This is a genomic window from Pseudomonas sp. LB3P25, assembly GCF_054897985.1.
Genome location: NZ_CM142711.1, coordinates 3,537,307 through 3,559,568 on the forward strand (window position 1 = coordinate 3,537,307; position 22,262 = coordinate 3,559,568).

General features: G+C 59.6%; 16 protein-coding genes and 1 tRNA gene. 12 read left to right on the forward strand and 5 right to left on the reverse strand.

Annotated features, from left to right (window positions below):
• Window positions 1-59: 59 nt before the first annotated feature.
• The 4 genes from ACYZTW_RS15995 to ACYZTW_RS16010 all read left to right on the forward strand — a co-directional run bounded on the left by ACYZTW_RS15995 (window position 60) and on the right by ACYZTW_RS16010 (window position 7,046).
• Window positions 60-1,727: a VRR-NUC domain-containing protein gene (locus ACYZTW_RS15995; protein WP_462000815.1), complete on the forward strand. Its 1,668-nt coding sequence runs from the start codon at window positions 60-62 to the stop codon at window positions 1,725-1,727.
• Window positions 1,724-4,003: an ATP-dependent DNA helicase gene (locus tag ACYZTW_RS16000; protein ID WP_462000816.1), complete on the forward strand. Its 2,280-nt coding sequence runs from the start codon at window positions 1,724-1,726 to the stop codon at window positions 4,001-4,003. Before ACYZTW_RS15995 ends, ACYZTW_RS16000 begins: the two co-directional genes overlap by 4 nt.
• A gap of 127 nt (window positions 4,004-4,130) precedes the next feature.
• Window positions 4,131-5,045 carry a zeta toxin family protein gene (locus ACYZTW_RS16005; RefSeq protein ID WP_462000817.1) on the forward strand — a complete coding sequence of 305 codons (915 nt, stop codon included), beginning with the start codon at window positions 4,131-4,133 and terminating at the stop codon, window positions 5,043-5,045.
• Between the two features lie 78 nt (window positions 5,046-5,123).
• Window positions 5,124-7,046, forward strand: a complete 1,923-nt coding sequence (locus tag ACYZTW_RS16010) for a hybrid sensor histidine kinase/response regulator (protein WP_462000818.1) — start codon at window positions 5,124-5,126, stop codon at window positions 7,044-7,046.
• Window positions 7,047-7,055: 9 nt separating this feature from the next.
• Here the strand turns inward: ACYZTW_RS16010 and ACYZTW_RS16015 are convergent, their stop codons facing one another.
• Window positions 7,056-7,301, reverse strand: coding sequence for a hypothetical protein (locus tag ACYZTW_RS16015; RefSeq protein ID WP_462000819.1), 246 nt, complete (start codon window positions 7,299-7,301; stop codon window positions 7,056-7,058).
• Window positions 7,302-7,459: 158 nt separating this feature from the next.
• Between ACYZTW_RS16015 and ACYZTW_RS16020 the strand changes: the two genes are divergently transcribed.
• A complete protein-coding gene (locus ACYZTW_RS16020; RefSeq protein WP_462000820.1) occupies window positions 7,460-8,791 on the forward strand; it encodes an IS4 family transposase in 1,332 nt (443 codons plus the stop codon).
• A gap of 47 nt (window positions 8,792-8,838) precedes the next feature.
• Here the strand turns inward: ACYZTW_RS16020 and ACYZTW_RS16025 are convergent, their stop codons facing one another.
• From ACYZTW_RS16025 to ACYZTW_RS16040, 4 genes are all read right to left on the reverse strand, one after another.
• Window positions 8,839-9,315 carry a hemerythrin domain-containing protein gene (locus ACYZTW_RS16025; protein WP_462000821.1) on the reverse strand — a complete coding sequence of 159 codons (477 nt, stop codon included), beginning with the start codon at window positions 9,313-9,315 and terminating at the stop codon, window positions 8,839-8,841.
• A gap of 254 nt (window positions 9,316-9,569) precedes the next feature.
• Window positions 9,570-10,082, reverse strand: a complete 513-nt coding sequence (locus tag ACYZTW_RS16030; RefSeq protein ID WP_462005880.1) for a hypothetical protein — start codon at window positions 10,080-10,082, stop codon at window positions 9,570-9,572.
• A complete protein-coding gene (locus ACYZTW_RS16035; protein ID WP_462000822.1) occupies window positions 10,054-11,397 on the reverse strand; it encodes a cation:proton antiporter in 1,344 nt (447 codons plus the stop codon). The genes ACYZTW_RS16030 and ACYZTW_RS16035 overlap by 29 nt, the downstream gene beginning before the upstream one ends.
• A gap of 265 nt (window positions 11,398-11,662) precedes the next feature.
• A complete protein-coding gene (locus ACYZTW_RS16040; RefSeq protein WP_462000823.1) occupies window positions 11,663-12,817 on the reverse strand; it encodes a MalY/PatB family protein in 1,155 nt (384 codons plus the stop codon).
• Between the two features lie 360 nt (window positions 12,818-13,177).
• On the opposite strand from ACYZTW_RS16040, the gene fdnG reads away from it, so the two are divergent.
• The 7 genes from fdnG (at window position 13,178) to ACYZTW_RS16075 (ending at window position 22,254) form a co-directional block, all read left to right on the forward strand.
• Window positions 13,178-16,243 carry a formate dehydrogenase-N subunit alpha gene (gene fdnG, locus ACYZTW_RS16045; protein WP_462000824.1) on the forward strand — a complete coding sequence of 1,022 codons (3,066 nt, stop codon included), beginning with the start codon at window positions 13,178-13,180 and terminating at the stop codon, window positions 16,241-16,243.
• Window positions 16,244-17,179 (forward strand): formate dehydrogenase subunit beta, encoded by a 936-nt coding sequence (gene fdxH, locus ACYZTW_RS16050; protein WP_462000825.1) that lies wholly within the window; start codon window positions 16,244-16,246, stop codon window positions 17,177-17,179.
• Entirely contained in the window at window positions 17,176-17,829 is a 654-nt protein-coding gene (locus tag ACYZTW_RS16055; RefSeq protein ID WP_462000826.1) for a formate dehydrogenase subunit gamma, read from the forward strand. The genes fdxH and ACYZTW_RS16055 overlap by 4 nt, the downstream gene beginning before the upstream one ends.
• 4 nt (window positions 17,830-17,833) lie before the next feature.
• A complete protein-coding gene (gene fdhE / locus ACYZTW_RS16060; RefSeq protein WP_462000827.1) occupies window positions 17,834-18,760 on the forward strand; it encodes a formate dehydrogenase accessory protein FdhE in 927 nt (308 codons plus the stop codon).
• A 63-nt stretch (window positions 18,761-18,823) separates the two neighbouring features.
• Window positions 18,824-20,248: an L-seryl-tRNA(Sec) selenium transferase gene (gene selA / locus ACYZTW_RS16065; RefSeq protein ID WP_462000828.1), complete on the forward strand. Its 1,425-nt coding sequence runs from the start codon at window positions 18,824-18,826 to the stop codon at window positions 20,246-20,248.
• Window positions 20,245-22,152 carry a selenocysteine-specific translation elongation factor gene (gene selB, locus ACYZTW_RS16070; protein WP_462000829.1) on the forward strand — a complete coding sequence of 636 codons (1,908 nt, stop codon included), beginning with the start codon at window positions 20,245-20,247 and terminating at the stop codon, window positions 22,150-22,152. Before selA ends, selB begins: the two co-directional genes overlap by 4 nt.
• Before the next feature lie 6 nt (window positions 22,153-22,158).
• Window positions 22,159-22,254: transfer RNA gene (locus tag ACYZTW_RS16075), tRNA-Sec, on the forward strand.
• Window positions 22,255-22,262 lie beyond the last annotated feature (8 nt).

A 22,262-nucleotide genomic window follows, 5' to 3' on the forward strand; every position in this document is an offset into this window, starting at 1 on the left:
CCGTTTGCACCAGGCAGGGCGCAGCTGGTATCTGTACGCATAACCAGTACTCGCACGCCATGGCCCATTTTCCTGTGACTGCAAACCCTCTCGACGATCCGTTCTATTACTTGAATAACTTCATGCAAGTGCTTGATTGGCTTGAACATCGCTATGCCGATGTGTTGAGTGTCGAAGAGCAACACTTCATCCGCGAGTTCAAGCGGTTGCCCCGTGAGTCCAGGGCGCTGCTGGTCAGGATGGTGATGCGCAAGGGGAATCACTTCCGGGCGAGCAAGCTGCATTACCTCGAAATCGGCGACATCGCCATCGCCGCCGGCCCACTGCTGGTGCTGGGCTGGATCGATGAGCAATCGCCGCTGTCGATCGAAGCGCTGTGTGAGGTGCTGCTCAAGGCGGAAATTCTCCAGTGTTTTGGCGTTGCCATCGATCAGCCCAAGGGGAAAAAGACCGATTGGCTGCCCGTACTGAGCGAACAGTTTCCACAGGCTCACAGCTTCGGCCAGTGGTGCCCGTCGCTGGATGACCGATTGTTCAGCCTGACCATCATGGGCCTGTGCGATCGGCTGCGCTTGATGTTTTTCGGCAACCTTTACCAGGACTGGTCCGAGTTCGTGCTGGCTGACTTGGGCATCTTTACCTATGAAAAAGTCGAGTTCTGCGCCGACTCCCGAGGCCTGCGCAGCCGCGACGACGTGGACGCCTGCCTTTTCCTTCATGAGTGTCAGCAGCATTTCGAGGCCGGCGAAGCCGTGGAACGCATTGTCGAGCAGATCAAAGGACTGGCGCTAAGCAATCCCTGGCTGCAAAGACGTCGCGGCAAACTGTTGTTCCAGATCGGTCAGCACTGCGAGCGCCTGGCGGATTTCTCTACCGCACTGACGATTTACCGCGAGTGTGGATATCCCGGCGCGCGCCTGCGGTTGATTCGCGTGTTGGAGCGCTGCGGTGAATACCAGCTGGCCATGGACCTGGCCGCCGCGGTGGAGCAATCGCCGAAAAGTGCCGCCGAGCAGCAACAATTGCTGCGCGTGCTGCCCAGGCTGCGGCGCAAGTTGGGCGGTCCGGTGATAAAGCGCTCGTCCCCACGGGAGATGCTGCGCCTGGACCTGCAAGTGCCCAGAACCGACCCGGCGTTGTCGGTGGAGTCTTACGTTCAGGCGCATTTGGCGGAAGATTCGGCACCGGTGCATTACGTCGAAAACAGCCTGATCAACTCGCTGTTCGGTCTGCTGTGCTGGCCGGCGATTTTCGCGCCGTTGCCGGGGGCGTTTTTCCACCCGTTCCAGCGTGGGCCGGTGGATCTGCTCAATGAAGACTTTCACGCCCGCCGCGCGGAGCTGTTCCAGGGCTGCCTGGCTGAACTCGATGACGGGCGTTACCGCCAGACCATTCGTGAACGCTATGCCAGCAAGTGGGGCGTGCAGTCGCCCTTCGTGTTCTGGGGTGTGCTGAGCGAAGAATTGCTGGATCAGGCACTCGAATGCCTGCCGGCCGAACACCTCAAGCACTGGTTCAATCGACTGCTGTTGGACATCAAGGCCAATCGCGCCGGCATGCCGGACCTGATCCAGTTTTGGCCGCAGGACAAAACCTACCGGATGATCGAAGTCAAAGGCCCCGGTGATCGCCTGCAAGACAATCAATTGCGCTGGCTCGAGTTCTGCCATGAGCACCAGATGCCGATTGCCGTCTGCTACGTGCAATGGGCGGAGCAGAACACTTGAGCTACAGCATCGCTGTGCGGGCGCTGTGCGAATTCACCGCCAAGGTCGGTGACCTCGACCTGCGTTTTACGCCTTCGCCGACCGCGCTGGAAGGCATTGTCGGGCACCGTACGGTGGCGTCCCGGCGTATCGAGGGCTACCAGAGTGAAGTCGCGCTTGAAGGCCTGTATCAAACGTTGAATGTCAAGGGCTGGGCCGACGGCTACGACCCCGTGCAAAATTGCCTGGAAGAAGTCAAAACCTATCGCGGCGACTTGAGCAAACAACCGGCCAACCACCGTCAGTTGCACTGGGCGCAGGCGAAGATTTACGGCTGGTTGCTGTGTCAGAAACTGGAGCTGACGCAGATCAATCTGGCCCTGGTGTACTTCGACATCGTCAGCGAAAAGGAAACCCGCCTGGTCGAGGCTTTCAGTGCGGCGCAACTGAGGTTGTTCTTCGAAGAGCATTGCGCCTTGTTCCTGCAGTGGGCCGAACAGGAAATGGCTCATCGCGAAGGGCGTAATCGGGCGGCGCAACAACTTGCGTTTCCCCACGCCGACTTTCGACCCGGGCAACGTCATCTGGCGGAATCGGTGTTCAAGGCGGTCAGCACCGGTCGTTGCCTGATGGCGCAGGCGCCCACAGGGATCGGCAAAACGGTCGGCACGCTGTTCCCGATGCTCAAGGCCCTGGCGCCGCAGCAACTGGACAAGGTGTTCTTCCTTACGGCGAAAACCCCGGGGCGCAAACTGGCGCTGGACGCCGCGCAGGTGATTCTGGAGAGTGCCGACGCGCCACCCTTGCGGGTGCTCGAAATGATCGCCCGGGACAAAGCCTGCGAGCATCCGGACAAAGCCTGTCACGGCGAATCCTGCCCGATGGCCCAGGGTTTCTATGATCGCTTGCCCGCCGCTCGCGAGGCGGCGAGTAAGTTGTCCCTGCTGAACCAGAACGCTTTGCGTGAGGTGGCCCTGCAACACGACGTCTGTCCCTACTACCTGAGCCAGGAAATGGCCCGCTGGGCAGACGTGGTGGTCGCCGATTACAACTACTATTTCGATTTCAGCGCGCTGCTGTTCGGGCTGGCCCAGGCCAATAACTGGACAGTCGCGGTGCTGGTCGACGAAGCCCACAACCTGGTGGAGCGCGGCCGGCAGATGTACAGCGCCAGCCTCGACCAATCGACCCTCAACGGCGTACGAAAAACCGCGCCCGAGGCATTGAAAAAACCCTTGCAACGGGTCAATCGTGAGTGGAATGCCCTGCATAACCTGCAACTCGGCGCCTATCAGGCCTATGACAAGGCGCCGGAAAAACTGCTCCAGGCGTTGTCGTCGTGCAGCGCGAGCATCGGCGATTACCTGAACGATCATCCTCAAGGCCTGGACGGGGCGTTACAGAACTTCTATTTCGACATGCTGCAATTTTGCCGTGTGGCTGAACTCTTCGATGAACAGTTCCTGTTCGACATCAGCAAGCGCGACCTCGACCGCAAGCGCAACCTGTCGCAGCTGTGCCTGCGCAACGTGGTGCCCGCCGGCTTCATCCGCCCACGCTTGACGGCTGCACGCAGCACCGTGCTGTTTTCCGCGACCCTGAGCCCTCGCCACTACTATGCCGATCTGCTGGGCACGCCGGAGAGCACGGTGTGGATAGACGTTGAATCGCCCTTTCACGCCGATCAGCTGCACGTGCACATCGTCAGCCAGATCTCCACGCGGTTCGTCCATCGCCAGTCATCCCTTGGGCCGATCGTCGAGCTGATTGCCCGCCAGTTCAGCCAACGTCCCGGCAACTACCTGGCGTTTTTCAGCAGCTTTGATTATTTGCAACAAGTGGCGCAGTTGCTGGCCCAGAGGCATCCCGACATCAATCTGTGGTCGCAGTCCCGAGGCATGAGGGAAGGGCAGCGTCAGGACTTTCTCGATCAGTTCACCGCCGAGAGTCAGGGTGTCGGTTTTGCGGTGTTGGGCGGGGCTTTTGGCGAAGGCATCGACTTGCCGGGCGCGCGACTGATCGGAGCGTTTATCGCCACCCTCGGACTGGCGCAACTCAACCCGGTCAACGAGCAGCTGAAACAGCGCATGGCGGCGATTTTCGGCGCCGGTTATGACTACACCTACCTGTTTCCCGGGGTGCAGAAAGTGGTGCAGGCGGCGGGGAGGGTGATTCGCACCCAGCAGGATCAAGGGGTGGTGATGTTGATCGATGACCGGTTTGGCGATAGCAAGGTCAAACAGTTACTGCCGCGTTGGTGGTCGATTGCTCCGAGGCTTTTGCACCCTGTCGAGTAGGATTTTTTACTTTGAAAACATCGACATATCTTGAAAGACACGGCCATTTGAACAAACAGCGAATGCCCGCTTTATTCAAAGAGTCAGTCATCACTTTCAAGCCACTCTTTGATAAGGAAATCAAGGTATGTCAGCAGCACCGAAATACACGTACACCCCTGAGCAGGTCACCGCCGCATTCGATGAAATAAAGGCAACGCTGTTCAGCGGCGTCACGGCCGAGGAAACCCCAAAAATGCTGGTTGTTGCCGGGCTGCCAGGGTCAGGCAAAACCTATCTGCTGGAAAAGAATCTGCTGCCTTCAAAACGCTACGACAATTATGTTCGTCTGTACCGGCCCGACTACCGTAAAAAACACCCCCAATACGCAGAGATGATCAAATTCGGCGTCTTGCATGCGTATGAACATACCGAGGCATTCGTCCGCGAAGTCAGCACGAAGATCTATACGCAGGCCTTCACTGGCAAATACAACATCATCATGGAATGTGCGTTCGACAGCGTCGATTTCGTTGCGTTTGCGCCTTTGGCGACCGCCGCCGGCTATCAATTCGAGACTCACATCGTTGGCTGCACTCGCGAGTTTGCTTATGTGTCGAGCATTAAACGCGCGCTCCAAAGCCTTGAAGACCAGGAAATGGAAAGGTTTCTCTCTGTGCCGAAGCTGGATGCCGGCATGAGCAATGCTCAAGCGATCATCCTGGCCTTCGAGACAGCGGCGAAGGCGGTCAGCGGCTCGCAAATGATCGTGTACGAACGCGGCTTCGGCGTATTGAACGAGCGGACCCTGCGTGCTCAGAGCACCTACGCCAAAGCGGCTGATGGCTCCGTGAGCAGTACGACTACGATGAGGCATTTTGAGTACATCGTTTACTCCCGCATTATTGATAACCATGTCTTCGCGGTGAACGGTAATCACGAAATCGTCAAAGAGTGCCATCTGGCATTGCTCAGGACCGCGGCTCATGCCCCGTATGTTCCGAGTTTCGTCTACAACGATCTATACGCCTATATCGACAAATATGTGTGCCGAAACACTTGATGAAGATCCGCATAGGCGGCTTTCCAATTTTTTGGTTTGCCGCATACTCCAGAAAAACAACAGTGCCGTGAGGGATCAATGAGCGAGGATCGAGACAAAGCCAGCGTCATCGAGGACAGTCGTTTTCGGTTGTTGATCGGTGCTGTCGTTGATTACGCGATCTACATGATTGATCCCGATGGAATCATCACCAGCTGGAACGCTGGCGCCAAGCGTTTCAAGGGGTATGAAGAAGCCGAAATACTCGGCCAGCACTTTTCGCGTTTCTATACCGAAGCGGATCGCCTTGCCGGTATGCCCCAGCGAGCGCTGGACACGGCGATTCGGGAAGGGCGTTTCGAGGGAGAAGGCTGGCGGGTTCGCAAAGACGGTACGCACTTCTGGTCCCACGTAGTGATCGATCCTATTCTCGACCCGTCGGGCAAGTTGCTCGGGTTTGCCAAAATTACCCGCGACCTGACCGACCGCAAAATGGCCGAAGAAGTCCTCAAGCAAAGCGAGCAGCAGTTCCGCCTGCTGGTTCAAAGCGTCACTGACTACGCCATCTACATGCTCGCCCCGGATGGCCGCGTGACCAACTGGAATCCCGGGGCTCAGCGCATCAAGGGTTATTTGCCCGAAGAAGTCATCGGCCGGCACTTTTCGATGTTTTACACCTCGGAAGACCGCGAGGCCGGCGAACCGAAACGGACCCTGGACATTGCGGTACGTGAAGGGCGATTCGAAAACAAAGGCTGGCGCGTACGCAAGGACGGTACGCGGTTCCTGGCCAATGTCGTGGTCGATCCGATTTGGGGCGAAACCGGCACGTTGCTCGGTTTCGCCAAGATTACTCGTGATATCACCGAAGCCACACAAGCCCAGCAGGCGCTGGAGCAAACCCGCGAAGCGCTGTTTCAGGCGCAGAAGATGCAGGCCATCGGCCAACTCAGCGGTGGCATTGCCCACGACTTCAACAATTTGCTGACCGTCATCCTCGGCAATCTGGAAATCGTCCGCAGACGCGTGGGGGACGATGTGAAAATTACCCGATTGGTGGACAACGCCACTCAGGGGGCCTTGCGGGGCGTAACCCTGACCCAGCGCATGCTGGCTTTTGCCAGACGTCAGGAGCTCAAAGCCGAACCCGTCGAGATACCGGCGCTGGTGCAAGGGATCAGCGGGCTGTTGCGCAGTTCGCTCGGGCCTTCCGTGGTACTCGAAACCCGCTTTTCGCAAGAACTCGAACCGGTCCTGGCCGACGTCAATCAGCTTGAGCTGGCGATACTGAACCTGGTGACCAACGCCCGCGATGCAATGCCCCATGGCGGAAAAATCGTTATCAGTGCCAAGACCGAAGAAACCTGGGATCAACCGCAGCTATCCCTGCTGTCAGGCCGCTATGTCTGCCTGAGTGTCAGCGACACGGGGGAGGGGATGGATGACGCCACGCTCGGTTCGGCAATGGACCCGTTTTTCACCACAAAAGGCGTTGGCAAAGGCACGGGGCTGGGACTCTCGATGGTGCATGGTTACATCGAGCAACTGGGCGGACGATTCGTCCTCAAGAGCCAGAAGGACATAGGTACGATCGCCGAACTATGGATACCCGTCGCCACAACCGGTTCGGTTGCCAAAACCGCAACCGAGGAGGAGGCCGCACCGCCGGTGCGCCGTCTATGCGTGTTGGTCGTGGATGATGACAGCCTGGTGTTGACCAGTACCTGCCTGTTACTCGAAGACCTGGGGCATCGGGTGATCAGTGCGACATCCGGGGCGCAAGCGTTGAAAGTATTCGACGCTGAATCAACCATTGATCTGGTTATCACCGACATGGCCATGCCACAGATGAATGGCGCGCAACTGGCGCAGGCTATCCGAACCATGAAGCCGGAACTGCCGATCATCCTTGCCACCGGTTATGCCGAGCGTCTGGAAGGTTTCGCAACCAGACTTCCACGCCTGTCCAAACCTTTTACCCAACTCAATCTGGTGGAAATCATCGCCTCCACCATGAAATGACAAGCGAAATCAATGTTCGGCCGCGGATCCCGCGTTCTTCTTGAAGCCGCGCACGTTCATGGCGCACAGGCAAAACTGCAACACGATCAGCGCATAGGCCTGGGTGTGGTAACCCCATATCACCCATAAAACATTGCTGACGATAAAACAGACGAAGCCCGAGACCCTGCGCCTGGGGTTTTGCGAACCGATCAACCACGCCGCCAGCACCGTGACCAGCATCGCTGGCCATTGCACCCAATCGAGATAGTCCATGGCGGACCCCCATACATTGTCATTGCAGCTAAATCCTGGCGCATGCACCGAACACCAAAAAGGCCCGGCTTGCACCGTAATGCTGTTCACTTAAGCATTTGAGTCCTAGCTGGGCTTATCCGAAAATCCGATGCCAGACCTCTGGCATCGGATTTTTTATGTCTGTTCAACAGGACCTGCTCGACCTCGGCGACCTTTTCAACTTCTGCGACCTGAGCACCTTTACCCAAAACATCCCCATTGAGTGGGTAGCCTCTGCGCTGGATCTTTCCAGTCAGGCCACCATTCGCCGACGTCGCTTGCCTGCTGACCAGGTGCTTTGGCTGGTGCTCGGCATGGCGCTGTTTCGTGACGAACCCGTTCACGAGGTGGCCAGACGCTTGAACATTTGCGCCCAAGGCCTGGCCTCCGACCACCTGTTGGCCCGTAGCGGTGTAACCGAAGCTCGAAAGCGGCTCGGCGCCGATCCTGTTGAGTGGTTGTTCCGCAAGACGGGTACCCAATGGGGTGCAGAGCGCTATAGCGGTGACGCCTGGCACGATCTGCAGGTGTTCGCGGTAGACGGTGCGCTCTTGCGCACTGCGGATACGCCCGAGCTTCGGGATCACTTCGGCTCGGGAAATACTTCGACCGACCGCCAGACACCGTTTCCCATGATGCGTCTTGTGGCGTTGATGAATGTACGCTCGCACTTGATTCTGGATGCGCAATTGAGTCCCTACCGGCGCAGTGAAATGCGCTTGGCCGATGAGTTCCTGCAACAGATCCCCAACCACTCGGTGACGCTGTTCGATAAAGGGTTCTGGGGGGCTGAAATGCTGTCGAGCCTGAGCAAAGCCGGGATCAACCGTCATTGGTTGATCCCGGCCAAAAAAGGCATGGTCTGTGAGGAAGTGGCCCGTTACGGCCAGCACGACCGTTTGGTGCGCATGAAAGTCTCGCCGCAGGCTAGAAAGCGCATTCCGACTCTTCCAACGCACTGGGAAGCCCGCGAAGTCAGCTATGAAATTCAAGGCAAGCTAAAAACCGTCATGACGTCGTTGCCGGCCGATACCTACAACACCAAGGCGGTTGCCAGGCTTTATCAGGAGCGCTGGGAAATTGAATTGGGCTTCAGGGACATCAAGAGCTCGATGCAACAGAACGCAGTGACCTTGCGCAGCAAAAAAGTCGATCTGGTCTATCAGGAGGTATGGGGACTCTTGCTGGCTTACAACGTAATTCGTCGGGAAGCCAGTCAGGCGGCGGTGGCGTTTGGTCGAGCGCCATCGGACATCCGTTTCAAACCGGCCTGCCAGTACATCGCAGTCCAACTGATCGTCATGGCAGCGGCTAACCCGGTTTCAGCGACCGGGAGACGATTGGCAGAGTTGAGGGCAGGTATCGGAGGATTGTTTCTGGACCACCGCCCCAGGCCTTCGAGGCCAAGGACGGTGAAGATCTCAAAGACCCGGTTTCCAGTGGACCGTAAGGCTGCTCCGCTTAAGTGAACAGCATTACGGCTTGCACCGGGCCTTTTGTTGTCCTGGCACCTGCATCAAGCCGCCAGATTGGCGGCACTCATTTCTTTCTTGTACTGGGCTTTCAAACTTTCCATTTGCGTGCCCAGCTCTTCCAGTGTGGCTTTGCCCAACAGTTTTTTCGCCTGAGGGAACATTTCCGTTTCCTCTTCTTCAATGTGGTGTTCCAGCAGTTCCTTGACCACTTTCACGCGACCGGCAAATTCCGGGGTGGACGGGTCGGTGACTTTCAAGTCTGGCAGCACCAACGAATCAACGGTGCGATGTTCTTCCTTGGCTTCGTAATACATGACGTCCTGCTCTTTGCCTCCAGCCTTTTTATACGCCGGGTACAAAACTTCTTCTTCGAGACGGGTATGGATGGCGATCTCCATCTCCAGCTTGGCCAGCAACTCGCCGCGTTTTTTCACACCACGTTCGGTGGATTCGCTTAGTTGGGTCAGGATGCCTTTTACGCGTTCATGGTCGGCTTTCAACAGGTCTATGGCGTTCATGGTCGAGTCTCTCAAATAGTCAGGGGTGAGCGCTAACGGTCTCAAGGCCGAAAGTCGCTCATAGTCCTTGAGCATTTGTCGTGCCGGTTTTTCGGTGCGATAACTTTCTTATAAAACAATGAGTTGAAGTGACTGATAGCAAACTGAGGTCATGCAGCCTGCATGAGTCCGGGAATTGACTCATGCAGATCGCTGTGGCGTTATCGATGCACCGGGCAGCAAAAAGCCCGGCGACTGTGCCGGGCTTTTCAAGTTTATGTTCTGGATTCGAGCGCAGGGTGTAGACGATGAACGTTGTGCGTAGACGTCGAGATGGGTGGGAAATCTTCGTTAAGCAGCCGCAAGTGCTCGATCGCTTCCTCGAACTTCAAGTCGGCCTTCCTGCGCATTGCCTGATAGCGATCAAACAGTTCCACATCCATGTCGCTGACCTCGAGTAACGCCCAAGCGCTACGGCTTAGTGCCTGGGCGTCTTGAAACATCTGACGATTACGTTCCAGGGCGAATGCCCGGCAGGCTTTGATTTCATCGGAGGTGGAATAGTGAATCATGACCAGCACCTGATTTTCCCGAGGTTCCTTTTGATAGGTATTGACGCCGCAGGGGAACCGAACCTGATATGTCCCGCCGTGCAAAAGCCGGGCGAGATTAAAGTTGTGACTGGCCGGGACGCGAAGAATTTCAAATTTATGAACGCAAAAATCCGATAATTCCGACCCTGAACGCGCGGACATCAAATCAAATACCCTGTTTTTTATGCTGCTCATATCGAGCCAGGATCGGTTGAGTGCTGATCCCGTGGATGAGGATACTGAGCGCGACCACGGACAAGGTCAGATCAATACAGAGTGTGGAGATCGACTCGCCCAGCCCTTGGTTCAGGGCATAAAACAGGTAATACAGGCTGCCGATGCCGCGTATGCCGAACCAGCCAATCAACATTCGCTGGCGACCATCGAGCAAACCACCCCAGGGCATGGCGACGACGCTCAGCGGTCGTATCAGGCAAAACAAAACGCCGGCGATCGGCAACGCGCGCCAGTCCCAGTGCGCCATCAGCACCACGCCAAGCAGTGTGACCAGAAAGACTTCCATGGCCCGTTCCACCAGGCTGCCGAAAGCGAGCATGTCGCCCATCATGATGCCCGCGGCGACCTGAGTGTCTTCAAGGTTTGCGGTATCACCATGAATGGCCTGTTGCGGCTCGACGTTCTGATGACCCACAACAGGCTGAACCAGATGCTCGGCGGGAATCTCGTCGTCGCCGGTGGATTTGACTTCTTCGTGGCGCAAACCCAAGCCGGCGGCGAACACCGACAGAAAGCCGTAACCGTGAATTGACTCGGCCCCGACATACGCCAGGGCAATCAAGGCGAGGGCGAGGTAATCATTCGGAGAAAGGGTGCTGTCGTCATTCTTGATGCGCATTAACAACGTCAGGCGGCCAATACCGCGTCCCATCCAGTAGCCGGTGAGCAAACCGGCCGGGACTGCCCACAACAGACTGCGCAGCACCCAATCGCTCAGCCAGCCGGGGTTGCCGTCGTGTTGCACCAGGAGCAGGCCCAGGATCACAAACGGGAAGGCGATGCCGTCATTGAGCCCGGCTTCACCCGACAGCCCGAAGCGCACGCTGTCGTCATCCCGGGCGTCGTTGACTTGCACCAGGGCGGCGAGTACCGGGTCGGTGGGCGCCAGAATCGAGCCGACCAACACGGACGCGCCCCAAGACAATTCGAAACCGTAATGCAGCAACAGGCTGACGCCGGCAATGGTCAACACCATGACCGGGCCGGCCAGGCCGCAGGCGACGCGCCAGTTTTTATCCTTGAGCGGCAAGCGCAACTTCAAACCGCAGACAAACAACGAAAACAGCACCGCGACTTCCGTCAGGTGCTCCATCCAGGTGGACGCATCATCGGTATCCAATTTCAACAGCCCGAGCCCCGCGGGCCCGATGGCCACGCCCAGCACCAGGCACACCGCCGACGTGGTCACCGGCATCCATCGCAGATACGACGACGTCAGCGCCAGCGTCAGCAGCACGGCACCCAACACCGCCACCCACAAAATGAAACTCATGCTCGGTACTCGACGGGTGAGTGCTGCGATGTAGGGCCTTTGGCAATCAACCGACAGTCGCGCGCAGGTATTCAGGTGTCAGTACGTTGAACCATAGCAGGATCATCGAGACCAGGATGGATCAGCGCTACGCCGGCGACGATCCATGATCGTTCCCACGCGCAGCAAAGGAATGCAGCCGGGGACGCTCCGCGTCCCAAACCTGGACGCAGAGTGTCCGGTGAGGTATTCCCACGCGGGAGCGTGGGAACAATCAATCAAAAGGTCAGGCCTTGCGATTGAGCAAACTGCGCTCCATCCGCGCAATGCCTTCTTCCAGCAATGCCCGTGGGCAGCCGAAATTCAGGCGCACGAATTGTTTGCTGTCATCGCCGAAATCCAGACCAGGGCTCAACCCGACCTTGGCTTGCTCAAGGAAAAACTGCTGCGGGTTATCCAGTCCCAGCGCCGAGCAATCGAGCCACGCCAGATACGTACCCTGCGGGATATTCATGGTCACACCCGGCAGTCGCGTGTTGACCGCTTCCACCAGATAATCCCGATTGCTTTGCAGGTACGCCTTCAACCCGGCCAGCCAAGGACCGCCTTCGCTGTAGGCGACGCGAGTCGCTTCCATGCCCAACGGGTTGACGCTGTCGACCATGCCGCAGCGGGCGTGGTTGACCCGCGCACGCAACGCCGAGTCCTGAATGATCATGAACGATGTTTTCAGCCCGGCAATGTTGTAAGCCTTGCTCGCCGACATCAGCGTAATGGTTCGCTTGGCGATTTCCGGGCTCAGGGAAGCCGTCGGAACATGCACACGCCCGTCGAAACACAGCTCGGCGTGGATCTCGTCAGAGATGATCCAGGTGTCCTGCTCCAGGCAGATGTCAGCCACCGCTTGCAGCTCTTCCCTTGGGAAGACCTTGCCCAGCGGGTTGTGCGGGTTGCTCAGCAGCAGCGCACCGCCACCTGTCAGCGCCTGATTCAGGGCATCGAGTGGCGTGGCATACGTGCCGTCCGCCAACGCGTCGAATTCGAGTTCAACCTTGTTCAACCCCCAGTGACCCGGCGCATGGCGCAGCGGCGGGTAGTTCGGAACCTGAACCACAACGTTCTGCTGCGGCTGGACCAGCGCATTCAGCGCCATGTTGAAACCCGACTCCACGCCCGGCAGGAAAATCAGTTCCTCAGGCAATACGCGCCAAGCGTACTTGTTCCACAGATCGGCGACGATGGCATTGCGCAAGTCATCCTGGGCCACGCTGTAGCCGAGCATCGGGTGTTCCAGACGTTTTTGCAGGGCCTGGATAATCACCGGCGGTGCGGAGAAGTCCATGTCGGCCACCCACATCGGCAACACGTCGGCCGGATAACGGCTCCATTTGGTACTGCCGGTGTTGTGGCGGTCGAACACCTGATCAAAATCGAAAGTCATGCTCAGTCTCATAAAAAGCGTGGTTGGACGTGGGGCAATGATAAACGCCAAGCCCCTGTGGGAGCGAGCTTGTGTGGCGAGGGGATTTATCCCCGTTCGGCGGCGAAGCCGTCGTAATCCAGTGGGCGCGGTTTGGCTGGAAAAAACAGGGGCCGCTTCGCAGCCCAACGGGGATAAATCCCCTCGCCACGCAGGTTGTGTGTGATGGCTGATGCTCCGGTATTGCCCGATGGTCGGTTTTCACACAGTCAGTTCTAACATTGTCTACAGTTTTAAATGTCGGCAGCCAGACTGCCGCAACCGTGATTGTCCAGAAAAACCCGGCAAAAGTACCGGGTCTCCACCTGACAGGAGTGCACGATGGACCTCAACCGTCGTCAGTTCTTCAAGGTCGCTGGTATCGGCCTTGCGGGCTCGAGCCTCGGCGCGCTGGGCATGGCCCCCGCGACTGCCTTCGCCGAGCAAGTGCGCCACTTCAAGCTTGCCCACACCCATGAAACCCGCAACACCTGCCCGTACTGCTCGGTCGGCTGCGGCGTGATCATGTACAGCCAGGGCGATGCCGCCAAGAATGTCGCGCAATCTATCATCCACATCGAAGGCGATGCCGACCACCCGGTCAACCGCGGCACGCTATGCCCCAAAGGCGCAGGCCTGCTCGATTTCATTCACAGCCCCAGCCGTCTCCAGTATCCGCAGGTACGCAAGCCCGGCACCACGGAGTGGACGCGAATCTCCTGGGATGAAGCGCTGGATCGCATCGCCGACCTGATGAAGGCCGACCGCGACGCCAACTTCATCGAGAAGAATACCCAGGGGCAAACAGTGAATCGTTGGCTGACCACCGGTTTCCTTGCGGCGTCGGCGTCGTCCAACGAAGCGGGTTACATCACCCACAAGGTGATTCGCAGTCTGGGCATGCTGGGGTTCGATAACCAGGCACGTGTCTGACATGGCCCGACGGTGGCAAGTCTTGCCCCGACGTACGGCCGTGGTGCCATGACCAACCACTGGACCGATATCGCCAACGCGAATCTGGTTCTGGTGATGGGTGGTAATGCCGCCGAAGCGCACCCTTGCGGTTTCAAATGGGTGACCGAAGCCAAAGCCCACAACAAGGCGCGGCTGATTGTGGTCGACCCGCGTTTCACCCGTACGGCCTCGGTGGCCGACTATTACGCGCCGATCCGCACCGGCACCGACATCGCCTTCATGGGCGGGCTGATCAATTACCTGCTGACTGAAGACAAGATCCAGCACGAATACGTGCGCGCCTATACGGACGTGTCGTTCATCGTCAAGGCCAACTACGGCTTCGAGGACGGGTTGTTCAGCGGTTACGACGCGAGCAAGCGTACCTACACCGACAAGTCCGGCTGGGGCTACGAAATCGGCGAGGACGGTTTCGCCAAAGTCGACCCGACCTTGCAGGACCCGCATTGCGTCTATCAATTGATGAAGCAGCATTACAGCCGCTACACCCTGGAGCTGGCCAGTCAGGTTTGCGGCATGCCCACGGACGCGATGCAGAAAATCTGGGAGGAGATCGCCACCTGCTCGCAACCGGGCAAAACCATGACGATTCTCTACGCGCTGGGCTGGACCCAGCATTCGATCGGCTCGCAGATGATCCGCAGCGCGGCCATGGTGCAACTGTTGTTGGGCAACGTCGGCATGCCGGGCGGGGGCGTCAACGCCCTGCGCGGGCACTCCAACATCCAGGGCCTGACCGACCTGGGCTTGCTGTCCAACCTGCTGCCCGGTTACCTGACTCTGCCGTCTGAGGCCGAACAGGATTACAACACCTATATCGCCAAGCGGGCACTCAAGCCGCTGCGTCCCGGGCAGATGTCCTACTGGCAGAACTACGGCAAGTTCCACGTCAGCCTGATGAAAGCCTGGTACGGCGCCAATGCCACCGCTGAGAATAATTGGGGCTACGACTGGCTGCCCAAGCTGGACATTCCCGGCTACGACATCCTGAAAATGTTCGACATGATGGGTAAGGGCGAGGTCAATGGCTATATGTGCCAAGGCTTCAACCCGATCGCCGCCTTGCCGGACAAGAACCGTGTAATGAAGGCGCTCGCCAAACTCAAATGGCTGGTGGTGATGGACCCACTGGCCACCGAAACCTCAGAATTCTGGCGTAACGTCGGGCCTTACAACGATGTGGAAACGGCCAGCATCCAGACTGAAGTCATCCGCCTGCCGACCACCTGTTTCGCCGAAGAAAACGGTTCGCTGGTCAACAGCGGTCGCTGGCTGCAATGGCACTGGAAGGGTGCCGATGGCCCGGGGCAGGCGCGCACGGACGTGAAGATCATGGCCGAGCTGTTCTTGCGCCTGCGCAAGCGTTACCAGGCCAATGGTGGTGCCTGGGCCGAGCCGATCCTCAAGCTCGACTGGCCCTACAAGATTGCGGATGACCCGACGCCGGAAGAGCTGGCCCGGGAATTCAACGGCTATGCCGTCGCCGATGTCACTGACGCCTCGGGCGCGGTGGTCAAGGCCGGTCAGCAGCTGTCCGGCTTCGGCCAACTCAAGGACGATGGCAGCACGGCTTCCGGATGCTGGATCTTCTGCGGCAGCTGGACCGAGCAGGGCAACAACATGGCCCGGCGTGACAACAGCGATCCTTTCGGTATGAAGCAGAACCTGGGGTGGGCCTGGGCCTGGCCGATGAACCGGCGGATTCTCTACAACCGCGCGTCCTGTGACCCTCAAGGCAAACCGTGGGACGCGAACAAACGGCTGGTGTGGTGGAACGGCAAGGTCTGGACCGGCACCGACGTGCCCGACTACAAGGTCGACGCCCCGCCGGAAGCGGGCATCAACCCGTTCATCATGAACCCCGAAGGCGTGGCGCGTTTCTTCGCCCTCGACAAGATGAACGAAGGGCCGTTCCCGGAACACTATGAGCCGTTCGAGACGCCCATTGGCATCAACCCGATGCACCCGAACAACAAGCAGGCGACCAGCAACCCGGCCGGGCGGATCTTCGATTCAGTCTGGGAAACCCTGGGACAGGCCAAGGACTTCCCTTATGCGGCGACCAGCTACCGGCTGACCGAACACTTCCACTTCTGGACCAAGCATTGCCCCATCAATGCCGTGACCCAGCCTGAGCAGTTTGTCGAAATCGGTGAAGCCCTGGCCAAGGAGAAGGGCATTGCCGCCGGCGACCGGGTGCGGGTCAGTTCCAAACGCGGGCATATCGAAGCGGTGGCGGTGGTGACCAAGCGGATTCGTCCGCTGCAGGTCAACAATCAGGTGGTGCACCAGATCGGTATTCCGTTGCACTGGGGCTTCACTGGCGCCACCCGCCACGGCTACCTGACCAACACCCTGGTGCCGTTCCTCGGCGATGGCAACACTCAGACCCCGGAATCCAAGTCATTCCTGGTCAACGTGGAGAAAGTCTAAATGGCCAGCCAAGACATCATCGCCCGTTCGGCCACCACGACCGTCCCGTCCTCGGTACGCAATCAGGAGGAAGTGGCCAAGCTGATCGACACCACCAAGTGCATTGGCTGCAAGGCGTGTCAGGTTGCCTGCTCGGAATGGAACGAGCTGCGCGACGATGTCGGCCGCAACCTCGGCACCTACGACAACCCTCAGGACCTCAGCGCAGAAACCTGGACCTTGATGCGCTTCACCGAGCACGAAACCGACGCCGGCAATCTGGAGTGGCTGATTCGCAAGGACGGCTGCATGCACTGCGCAGAGCCCGGTTGCCTGGCGGCATGCCCGAGTCCGGGGGCGATCATCAAGCATGCCAATGGCATCGTCGATTTCGACCAGGACCATTGCATCGGCTGCGGGTATTGCATCACCGGTTGCCCGTTCAATATCCCGCGAATCTCGCAAAAGGATCACAAGGCCTACAAATGCACGTTGTGCTCGGACCGGGTGGCGGTGGGGCTGGAACCGGCCTGCGTAAAAACCTGCCCGACGGGCGCCATTGTGTTCGGCACCAAAGACGACATGAAAGAACACGCGGCCGAAAGGATCGTCGACCTCAAGAGCCGTGGCTTCGAACACGCGGGTCTGTACGACCCGAGTGGCGTCGGCGGTACTCACGTGATGTATGTGCTGCACCATGCCGATGAGCCCCGGTTGTATGCCGGTCTGCCGGATCAACCGACCATCAGTCCGCTGGTGGACCTGTGGAAAGGCGTGAGCAAACCCTTGGGGTTGCTGGCCATGGGTTTGGCGGTGCTGGCCGGGTTCTTCCACTACGTGCGCATCGGGCCGCAGTTGGTCGAGGAGGACGAACACCCGACCATCCCCGATCCCGCCGTGCATGAAATCGATCCATCGGTGCACACCTATGATCCGAAGGGGGAGGACAGGCCATGAACGACAAACCGATCCTTCGCTACACATCAAACCAGCGCACTAACCATTGGCTGGTGGCGATTCTGTTTCTGATGGCGGCACTGTCGGGGCTGGCGTTATTCCACCCGGCGCTGTTCTGGCTCAGCAACCTGTTTGGCGGCGGCCCGTGGACGCGCATCCTGCATCCGTTCATGGGGGTGGTGATGTTTGTGCTGTTCCTGGGGCTGGTGTTCCGTTTCTGGCGCGCGAATTACTTTATCGCCAACGATCGGTTGTGGCTGAGGCGAGTCGGGCGGGTGATCAAGAATGAGGAGGAGGGCGTGCCGCCCATCGGCAAGTACAACCCTGGGCAGAAGCTGCTGTTCTGGACCTTGCTGATTTGCATGCTGGTGCTGCTGTTCAGCGGGCTGGTGATCTGGCGCGCGTACTTCAGCGAGTACTTCGGCATCACGACGATTCGTTGGGCCATGCTGCTGCATGCGTTGGCGGGTTTTGTGCTGGTGCTGAGCATCATCGTGCACATTTATGCCGGCATCTGGATCAAGGGGTCGGTCAGCGCCATGTTGCATGGCCGGGTCAGCCGCGCCTGGGCCAGAAAGCACCATGAACTGTGGTACCGCGAAGTGACCCGCGACGAGCACCCCGACCGGCCGATCAGCAAAAAAGGATAACCCCTTGGCGACGATTCTTGAGCCTGGCGAGATCGAAGCGGCGGCGAGCTCGCCGCCGTTTCTGCACCTGCCACCGAAAAACCTGTTCACCTTGCGCGCATTGCGACTGGAGCGTCTGGTCGACGGCCATCCACTGGCCGATTACCTGCGGCTGGTGACCGGCCTGTGCCACGTGCAGCAGCGTCTGATGGACGATCCACCCGTGGCCGCCATGCCCGATCCCGAACGCCTTCGAGTGTGCCAACAACACGGTTTACCGCCGTTCGCCGCCGACAGTCTGGTGCGTGAAGACCTTTGGCTGGCGTACCTCGAAGACCTGTTGCAGCGTTACCAGCCACCGCCGCAACCTGCCGTGGAAAAAGCCGTGGCGACCTTGCGCCGAGCCAACGTCGGGCAACTCAAGGCCTGGGCGATTGCGCTGGTCAGCGGCCAGTTCGCCTTGCTGCCCGCCGCCGTGGTGCCGTTTCTCGGCGCGGCGTTGCAGGTGGCCTGGAGTCATTGGTTGCTGAGCACGCCGGACCTTGCGCTGAAGCCCGGCGACAGTCTCAGCCAATGCCCGGCCTGCGGTTCGCCGGCCATGGCCGGGGTGATTCGCCATCGCGGCAAGTACAACGGCTTGCGGTATCTGGTGTGCTCGCTGTGTGCCTGCGAATGGCATGTGGTGCGGGTCAAATGCGTGTATTGCGAACAAAGCAAAGGCCTTGAATACGTCAGCCTCGATGACGATCGCCACGCCGCCAACCAGGCGCCGTTACGCGCGGAGGTCTGTCCTGGCTGCCATAGCTATCTGAAGCTGCTTTATCTGGAAAACGACGCCGAGGCCGAAGCGCTTTCGGCGGACCTGACCAGCCTGCTGCTGGACATGCGCCTGGAGCAGGAAGGTTACCAGCGTCCGGCGCCTAATCTTCTGCTGGCACCCGGAGGTGACTGAGCTATCCCTTTGAGCTGAGCGGCTACACTCAGGCGCTACGGTCAACGTTTGCGGGAGCGCCTGATGTCCTCCAGATCCGCCAGCCAGGCTCTGCGGCTGCCCTCCATCGACAGTTTACTGCGCCATCCCGCCTGCCAACCGCTGGCCGAGCGTTATGGGCGTGACGCGTTGCTGGCCAATTTGCGGCAATTGCTGGATGACTTGCGTGAACCGGTTCTTTCAGGGCAACTCGACGCTATTGAAATCGCGCCTGAAGTGTTAGCGGGCAGGGCGGGTGAACGCTTGGCATCGCAGCATCGCAGCAACGTGCGTCGGGTGTTCAACCTCACCGGCACGGTGCTGCACACCAATCTGGGGCGAGCGTTGTTACCGGAGGAAGCCATCGACGCCGTGCAGAGGGCGGCCCGTTATCCGCTCAATCTGGAGTTCGACCTGCACAGCGGCAAGCGCGGCGACCGTGATGACCTGATCGAAGGCCTGATCCGCGAGCTGACCGGCGCCGAGGCGGTGACGGTGGTCAACAACAACGCCGCCGCGGTGTTGCTGACGCTCAACAGCCTGGGCGCGCGCAAGGAAGGCATCATTTCCCGGGGCGAACTGATCGAAATCGGCGGCGCCTTCCGCATTCCCGACATCATGGCGAGAGCCGGGGTCAGGCTCCACGAAGTCGGCACCACCAATCGCACCCATGCCAGAGACTACGAAGCCGCGATCGGTCCGCGCAGTGGACTGGTCATGCGGGTACACGCCAGCAACTACAGCATTGAAGGCTTCACCGCTCGGGTGCCGACCGCCGAGTTAGCGCAACTCGCGCATAAACACGGCTTGCCGTTGCTTGAAGACCTCGGCAGCGGCAGCCTGCTGGACCTGACGCGCTGGGGCTTGCCCGCCGAGCCGACCGTGCGCCAGGCGCTGATCGATGGCGCCGACATCGTCACCTTCAGCGGGGACAAGCTACTCGGCGGTCCCCAGGCCGGGTTGATTGTCGGCCGAAAAGACCTGATCGCGAAGATCAAGAAAAATCCACTCAAACGCGCCTTGCGGGTCGACAAACTGACCCTGGCCGCCCTCGAAGCGGTGTTGGGCCTGTACCGCGATCCTGATCGACTGGCCGAGCGGTTGCCGAGTTTGCGCCTGCTGACCCGACCCCAAGCGGACATCCTCGCCCAGGCTGAGCGCCTGCAACCCTCGCTGGCCAAGGTCTTGGGCGACGGCTGGAGCGTCAGCGCGGTCCCGGCGCTGGGCATGATCGGCAGCGGCAGCCAACCGGTGGCGCGATTGCCGAGTGCGGCTTTATGCCTGCGACCGCACGCGTCCAAACGTCTTCGCGGACGGCAGCTGCACGGTCTGGAGGCGGCCCTGCGTGCGTTGCCGATTCCGGTGCTCGGGCGCATTGACGACGATGCGTTGTGGCTGGATCTGCGGCAATTGGACGATGAGCCGGCGTGGCTGGCGCAACTCGATCAAATTGCAGGAGCCGTAGGGTGATCGTCGGCACCGCAGGGCACATCGACCACGGCAAGACGTCCTTGCTCCAGGCACTGACCGGCCAGGCCGGCGACCGCCGTCGGGAAGAGCGTGAACGCGGCATGACCATCGACCTCGGCTACCTTTACGCGGCGCTGGAACCGCAGGCGCCCCTGACCGGTTTTATCGATGTGCCCGGTCATGAGCGCTTCACCCACAATATGCTGGCGGGCGCTCAGGGCATTGATCTGGTGTTGCTGGTGGTCGCGGCCGACGATGGCGTCATGCCGCAGACCCGCGAACACCTGAACATCGTTGAATTGTTGGGCATTCCTCGGGCGCTGGTGGCGATCAGCAAATGCGACCGCGTTGAACCGTCCAGAGTGCAAGTCGTCCGCGAACAGATCCAGACACTGCTGGCCCCGGGATCCTATGCAAACGCGCCGCAGATTGCGCTGTCGAGTGTAACCGGGGAGGGCGTCGAGACCCTGCGACAGGCCTTGCTCGAGGCGCAACGTGAAGTCCTTCAACGCAGCACCACCGGCGGTTTTCGCCTGGCGATCGATCGTGCCTTCAACGTGGCCGGCGTCGGTATCGTGGTGACCGGCACTGCGTTGTCTGGCCAGGTGGCGGTGGGCGACACGCTGATGCTCGGCCCGCAGGGCAAACCCGTGCGCGTGCGCGGCCTGCATGCGCAGAATCAGTCTGCCGAGGTCGCAACGGCCGGGCAGCGAGTAGCGTTAAACCTGAGTGCCGAACGCTTGGCCCTGGAGCAGATTCATCGCGGTCACTGGTTGCTGGCCGAGTGGCTGTACGCGCCGACCCAGCGAGTGGATATCGACCTGCAATTGCTGGCGAGCGAACCCAAAGCCTTCGAGCACTTTCAACCCGTGCACGTTCACGTGGGGACTCAGGACGTGACCGGGCGGGTGGCGTTGCTGGAAGGTTCCAGCCTGGCGGCGGGTGAACGGATGTTCGCGCAACTGCTGCTGAATGCGCCGGTGCAGGCCGTGAAGGGCGATCCATTGATCCTGCGTAACCAGAGCGCCCAACGCACCCTCGGTGGCGCTCGGGTGCTCGACCCGTTTGCACCGACCCGACAACGCCGAAGTCCCGAGCGGCTGGCGCAGCTACACGCCCTCGCCACAGGCAATGAGTTGGAAGACAGCCTGCCGGCGTTATTGGCCAACAGCGACACCGGGCTCGATCCGCAGCGTTTGGAGCGTCAATTCAACCGCCTCCGCAACACGTGGGTTTTGCCCGATGCCGTGCGCCTGATCGACACCCGCCAAGGTCCGTTGCTGTTCAGTGCAGCCCGCTGGGAAGCGCTGAAAGCGCCGTTGCTGGAACACCTCGCACGTTTTCATCAACTGGAACCGGATCAAATGGGCCCGGACCGGGATCGCCTGCGGCGGTTCACCGGCACAGCGCTGGCCCGTCCGACGTTCATCAGCCTGCTCGACGAATTACTCGCCAATGGTGCGATTGTCGCCAGCGGGCCATGGCTGCATTTGCCCGATCATCAGGTGCGTTTGAGCGAAGACGACAAAGCCCTGTGGCAACACTTGCAACCGTTGTTCGAACAGGCTGGTTTTGATCCGCCGTGGGTGCGCAACCTTGGCCATGACGAGGCGGCCGTGCGCTTGCTGCTGTGCAAAATGGCGAGGTTGGGATTGGTGCATCAAGTCGTCCGTGACCTGTTCTACACCGACACGATGATCCGCCGATTGGCGGCTATGCTTGTGCAACTGGCCGCGCAAAACCCGGTGATTCAGGTCACGGTGTTTCGTGATGCGGTGGGCCTGGGTCGCAAGCGCAGCATCCAGATTCTCGAATACTTCGACCGGCTCGGCCTGACACGACGGTTTGGTGACAAGCGCCAAATCCGCCTCGACAATGCCTTGGCCCAGCGCACCGAGCACTGACTTCAAGGAAGGCAATCGCGCCCGGTGGCGCGGCCGGGCTTCAAACCCGGTTGGGGACGGCATCCGTTCCCGGGCAGGTTCGACTCCGGCTGCCTTCCGCCATTTTTCCC

Coding starts and splice junctions, on each gene's coding strand:
- ACYZTW_RS15995 (WP_462000815.1), top strand. CDS start 60: ATGGCCCATTTTCCTGTGACTGCAAACCCTCTCGACGATCCGTTCTAT.
- ACYZTW_RS16005 (WP_462000817.1), top strand. CDS start 4,131: ATGTCAGCAGCACCGAAATACACGTACACCCCTGAGCAGGTCACCGCC.
- ACYZTW_RS16010 (WP_462000818.1), top strand. CDS start 5,124: ATGAGCGAGGATCGAGACAAAGCCAGCGTCATCGAGGACAGTCGTTTT.
- ACYZTW_RS16015 (WP_462000819.1), bottom strand. CDS start 7,301: ATGGACTATCTCGATTGGGTGCAATGGCCAGCGATGCTGGTCACGGTG.
- ACYZTW_RS16020 (WP_462000820.1), top strand. CDS start 7,460: ATGTCTGTTCAACAGGACCTGCTCGACCTCGGCGACCTTTTCAACTTC.
- ACYZTW_RS16025 (WP_462000821.1), bottom strand. CDS start 9,315: ATGAACGCCATAGACCTGTTGAAAGCCGACCATGAACGCGTAAAAGGC.
- ACYZTW_RS16030 (WP_462005880.1), bottom strand. CDS start 10,082: ATGAGCAGCATAAAAAACAGGGTATTTGATTTGATGTCCGCGCGTTCA.
- ACYZTW_RS16035 (WP_462000822.1), bottom strand. CDS start 11,397: ATGAGTTTCATTTTGTGGGTGGCGGTGTTGGGTGCCGTGCTGCTGACG.
- ACYZTW_RS16040 (WP_462000823.1), bottom strand. CDS start 12,817: ATGACTTTCGATTTTGATCAGGTGTTCGACCGCCACAACACCGGCAGT.
- fdxH (WP_462000825.1), top strand. CDS start 16,244: ATGGCCAGCCAAGACATCATCGCCCGTTCGGCCACCACGACCGTCCCG.
- ACYZTW_RS16055 (WP_462000826.1), top strand. CDS start 17,176: ATGAACGACAAACCGATCCTTCGCTACACATCAAACCAGCGCACTAAC.
- selA (WP_462000828.1), top strand. CDS start 18,824: ATGTCCTCCAGATCCGCCAGCCAGGCTCTGCGGCTGCCCTCCATCGAC.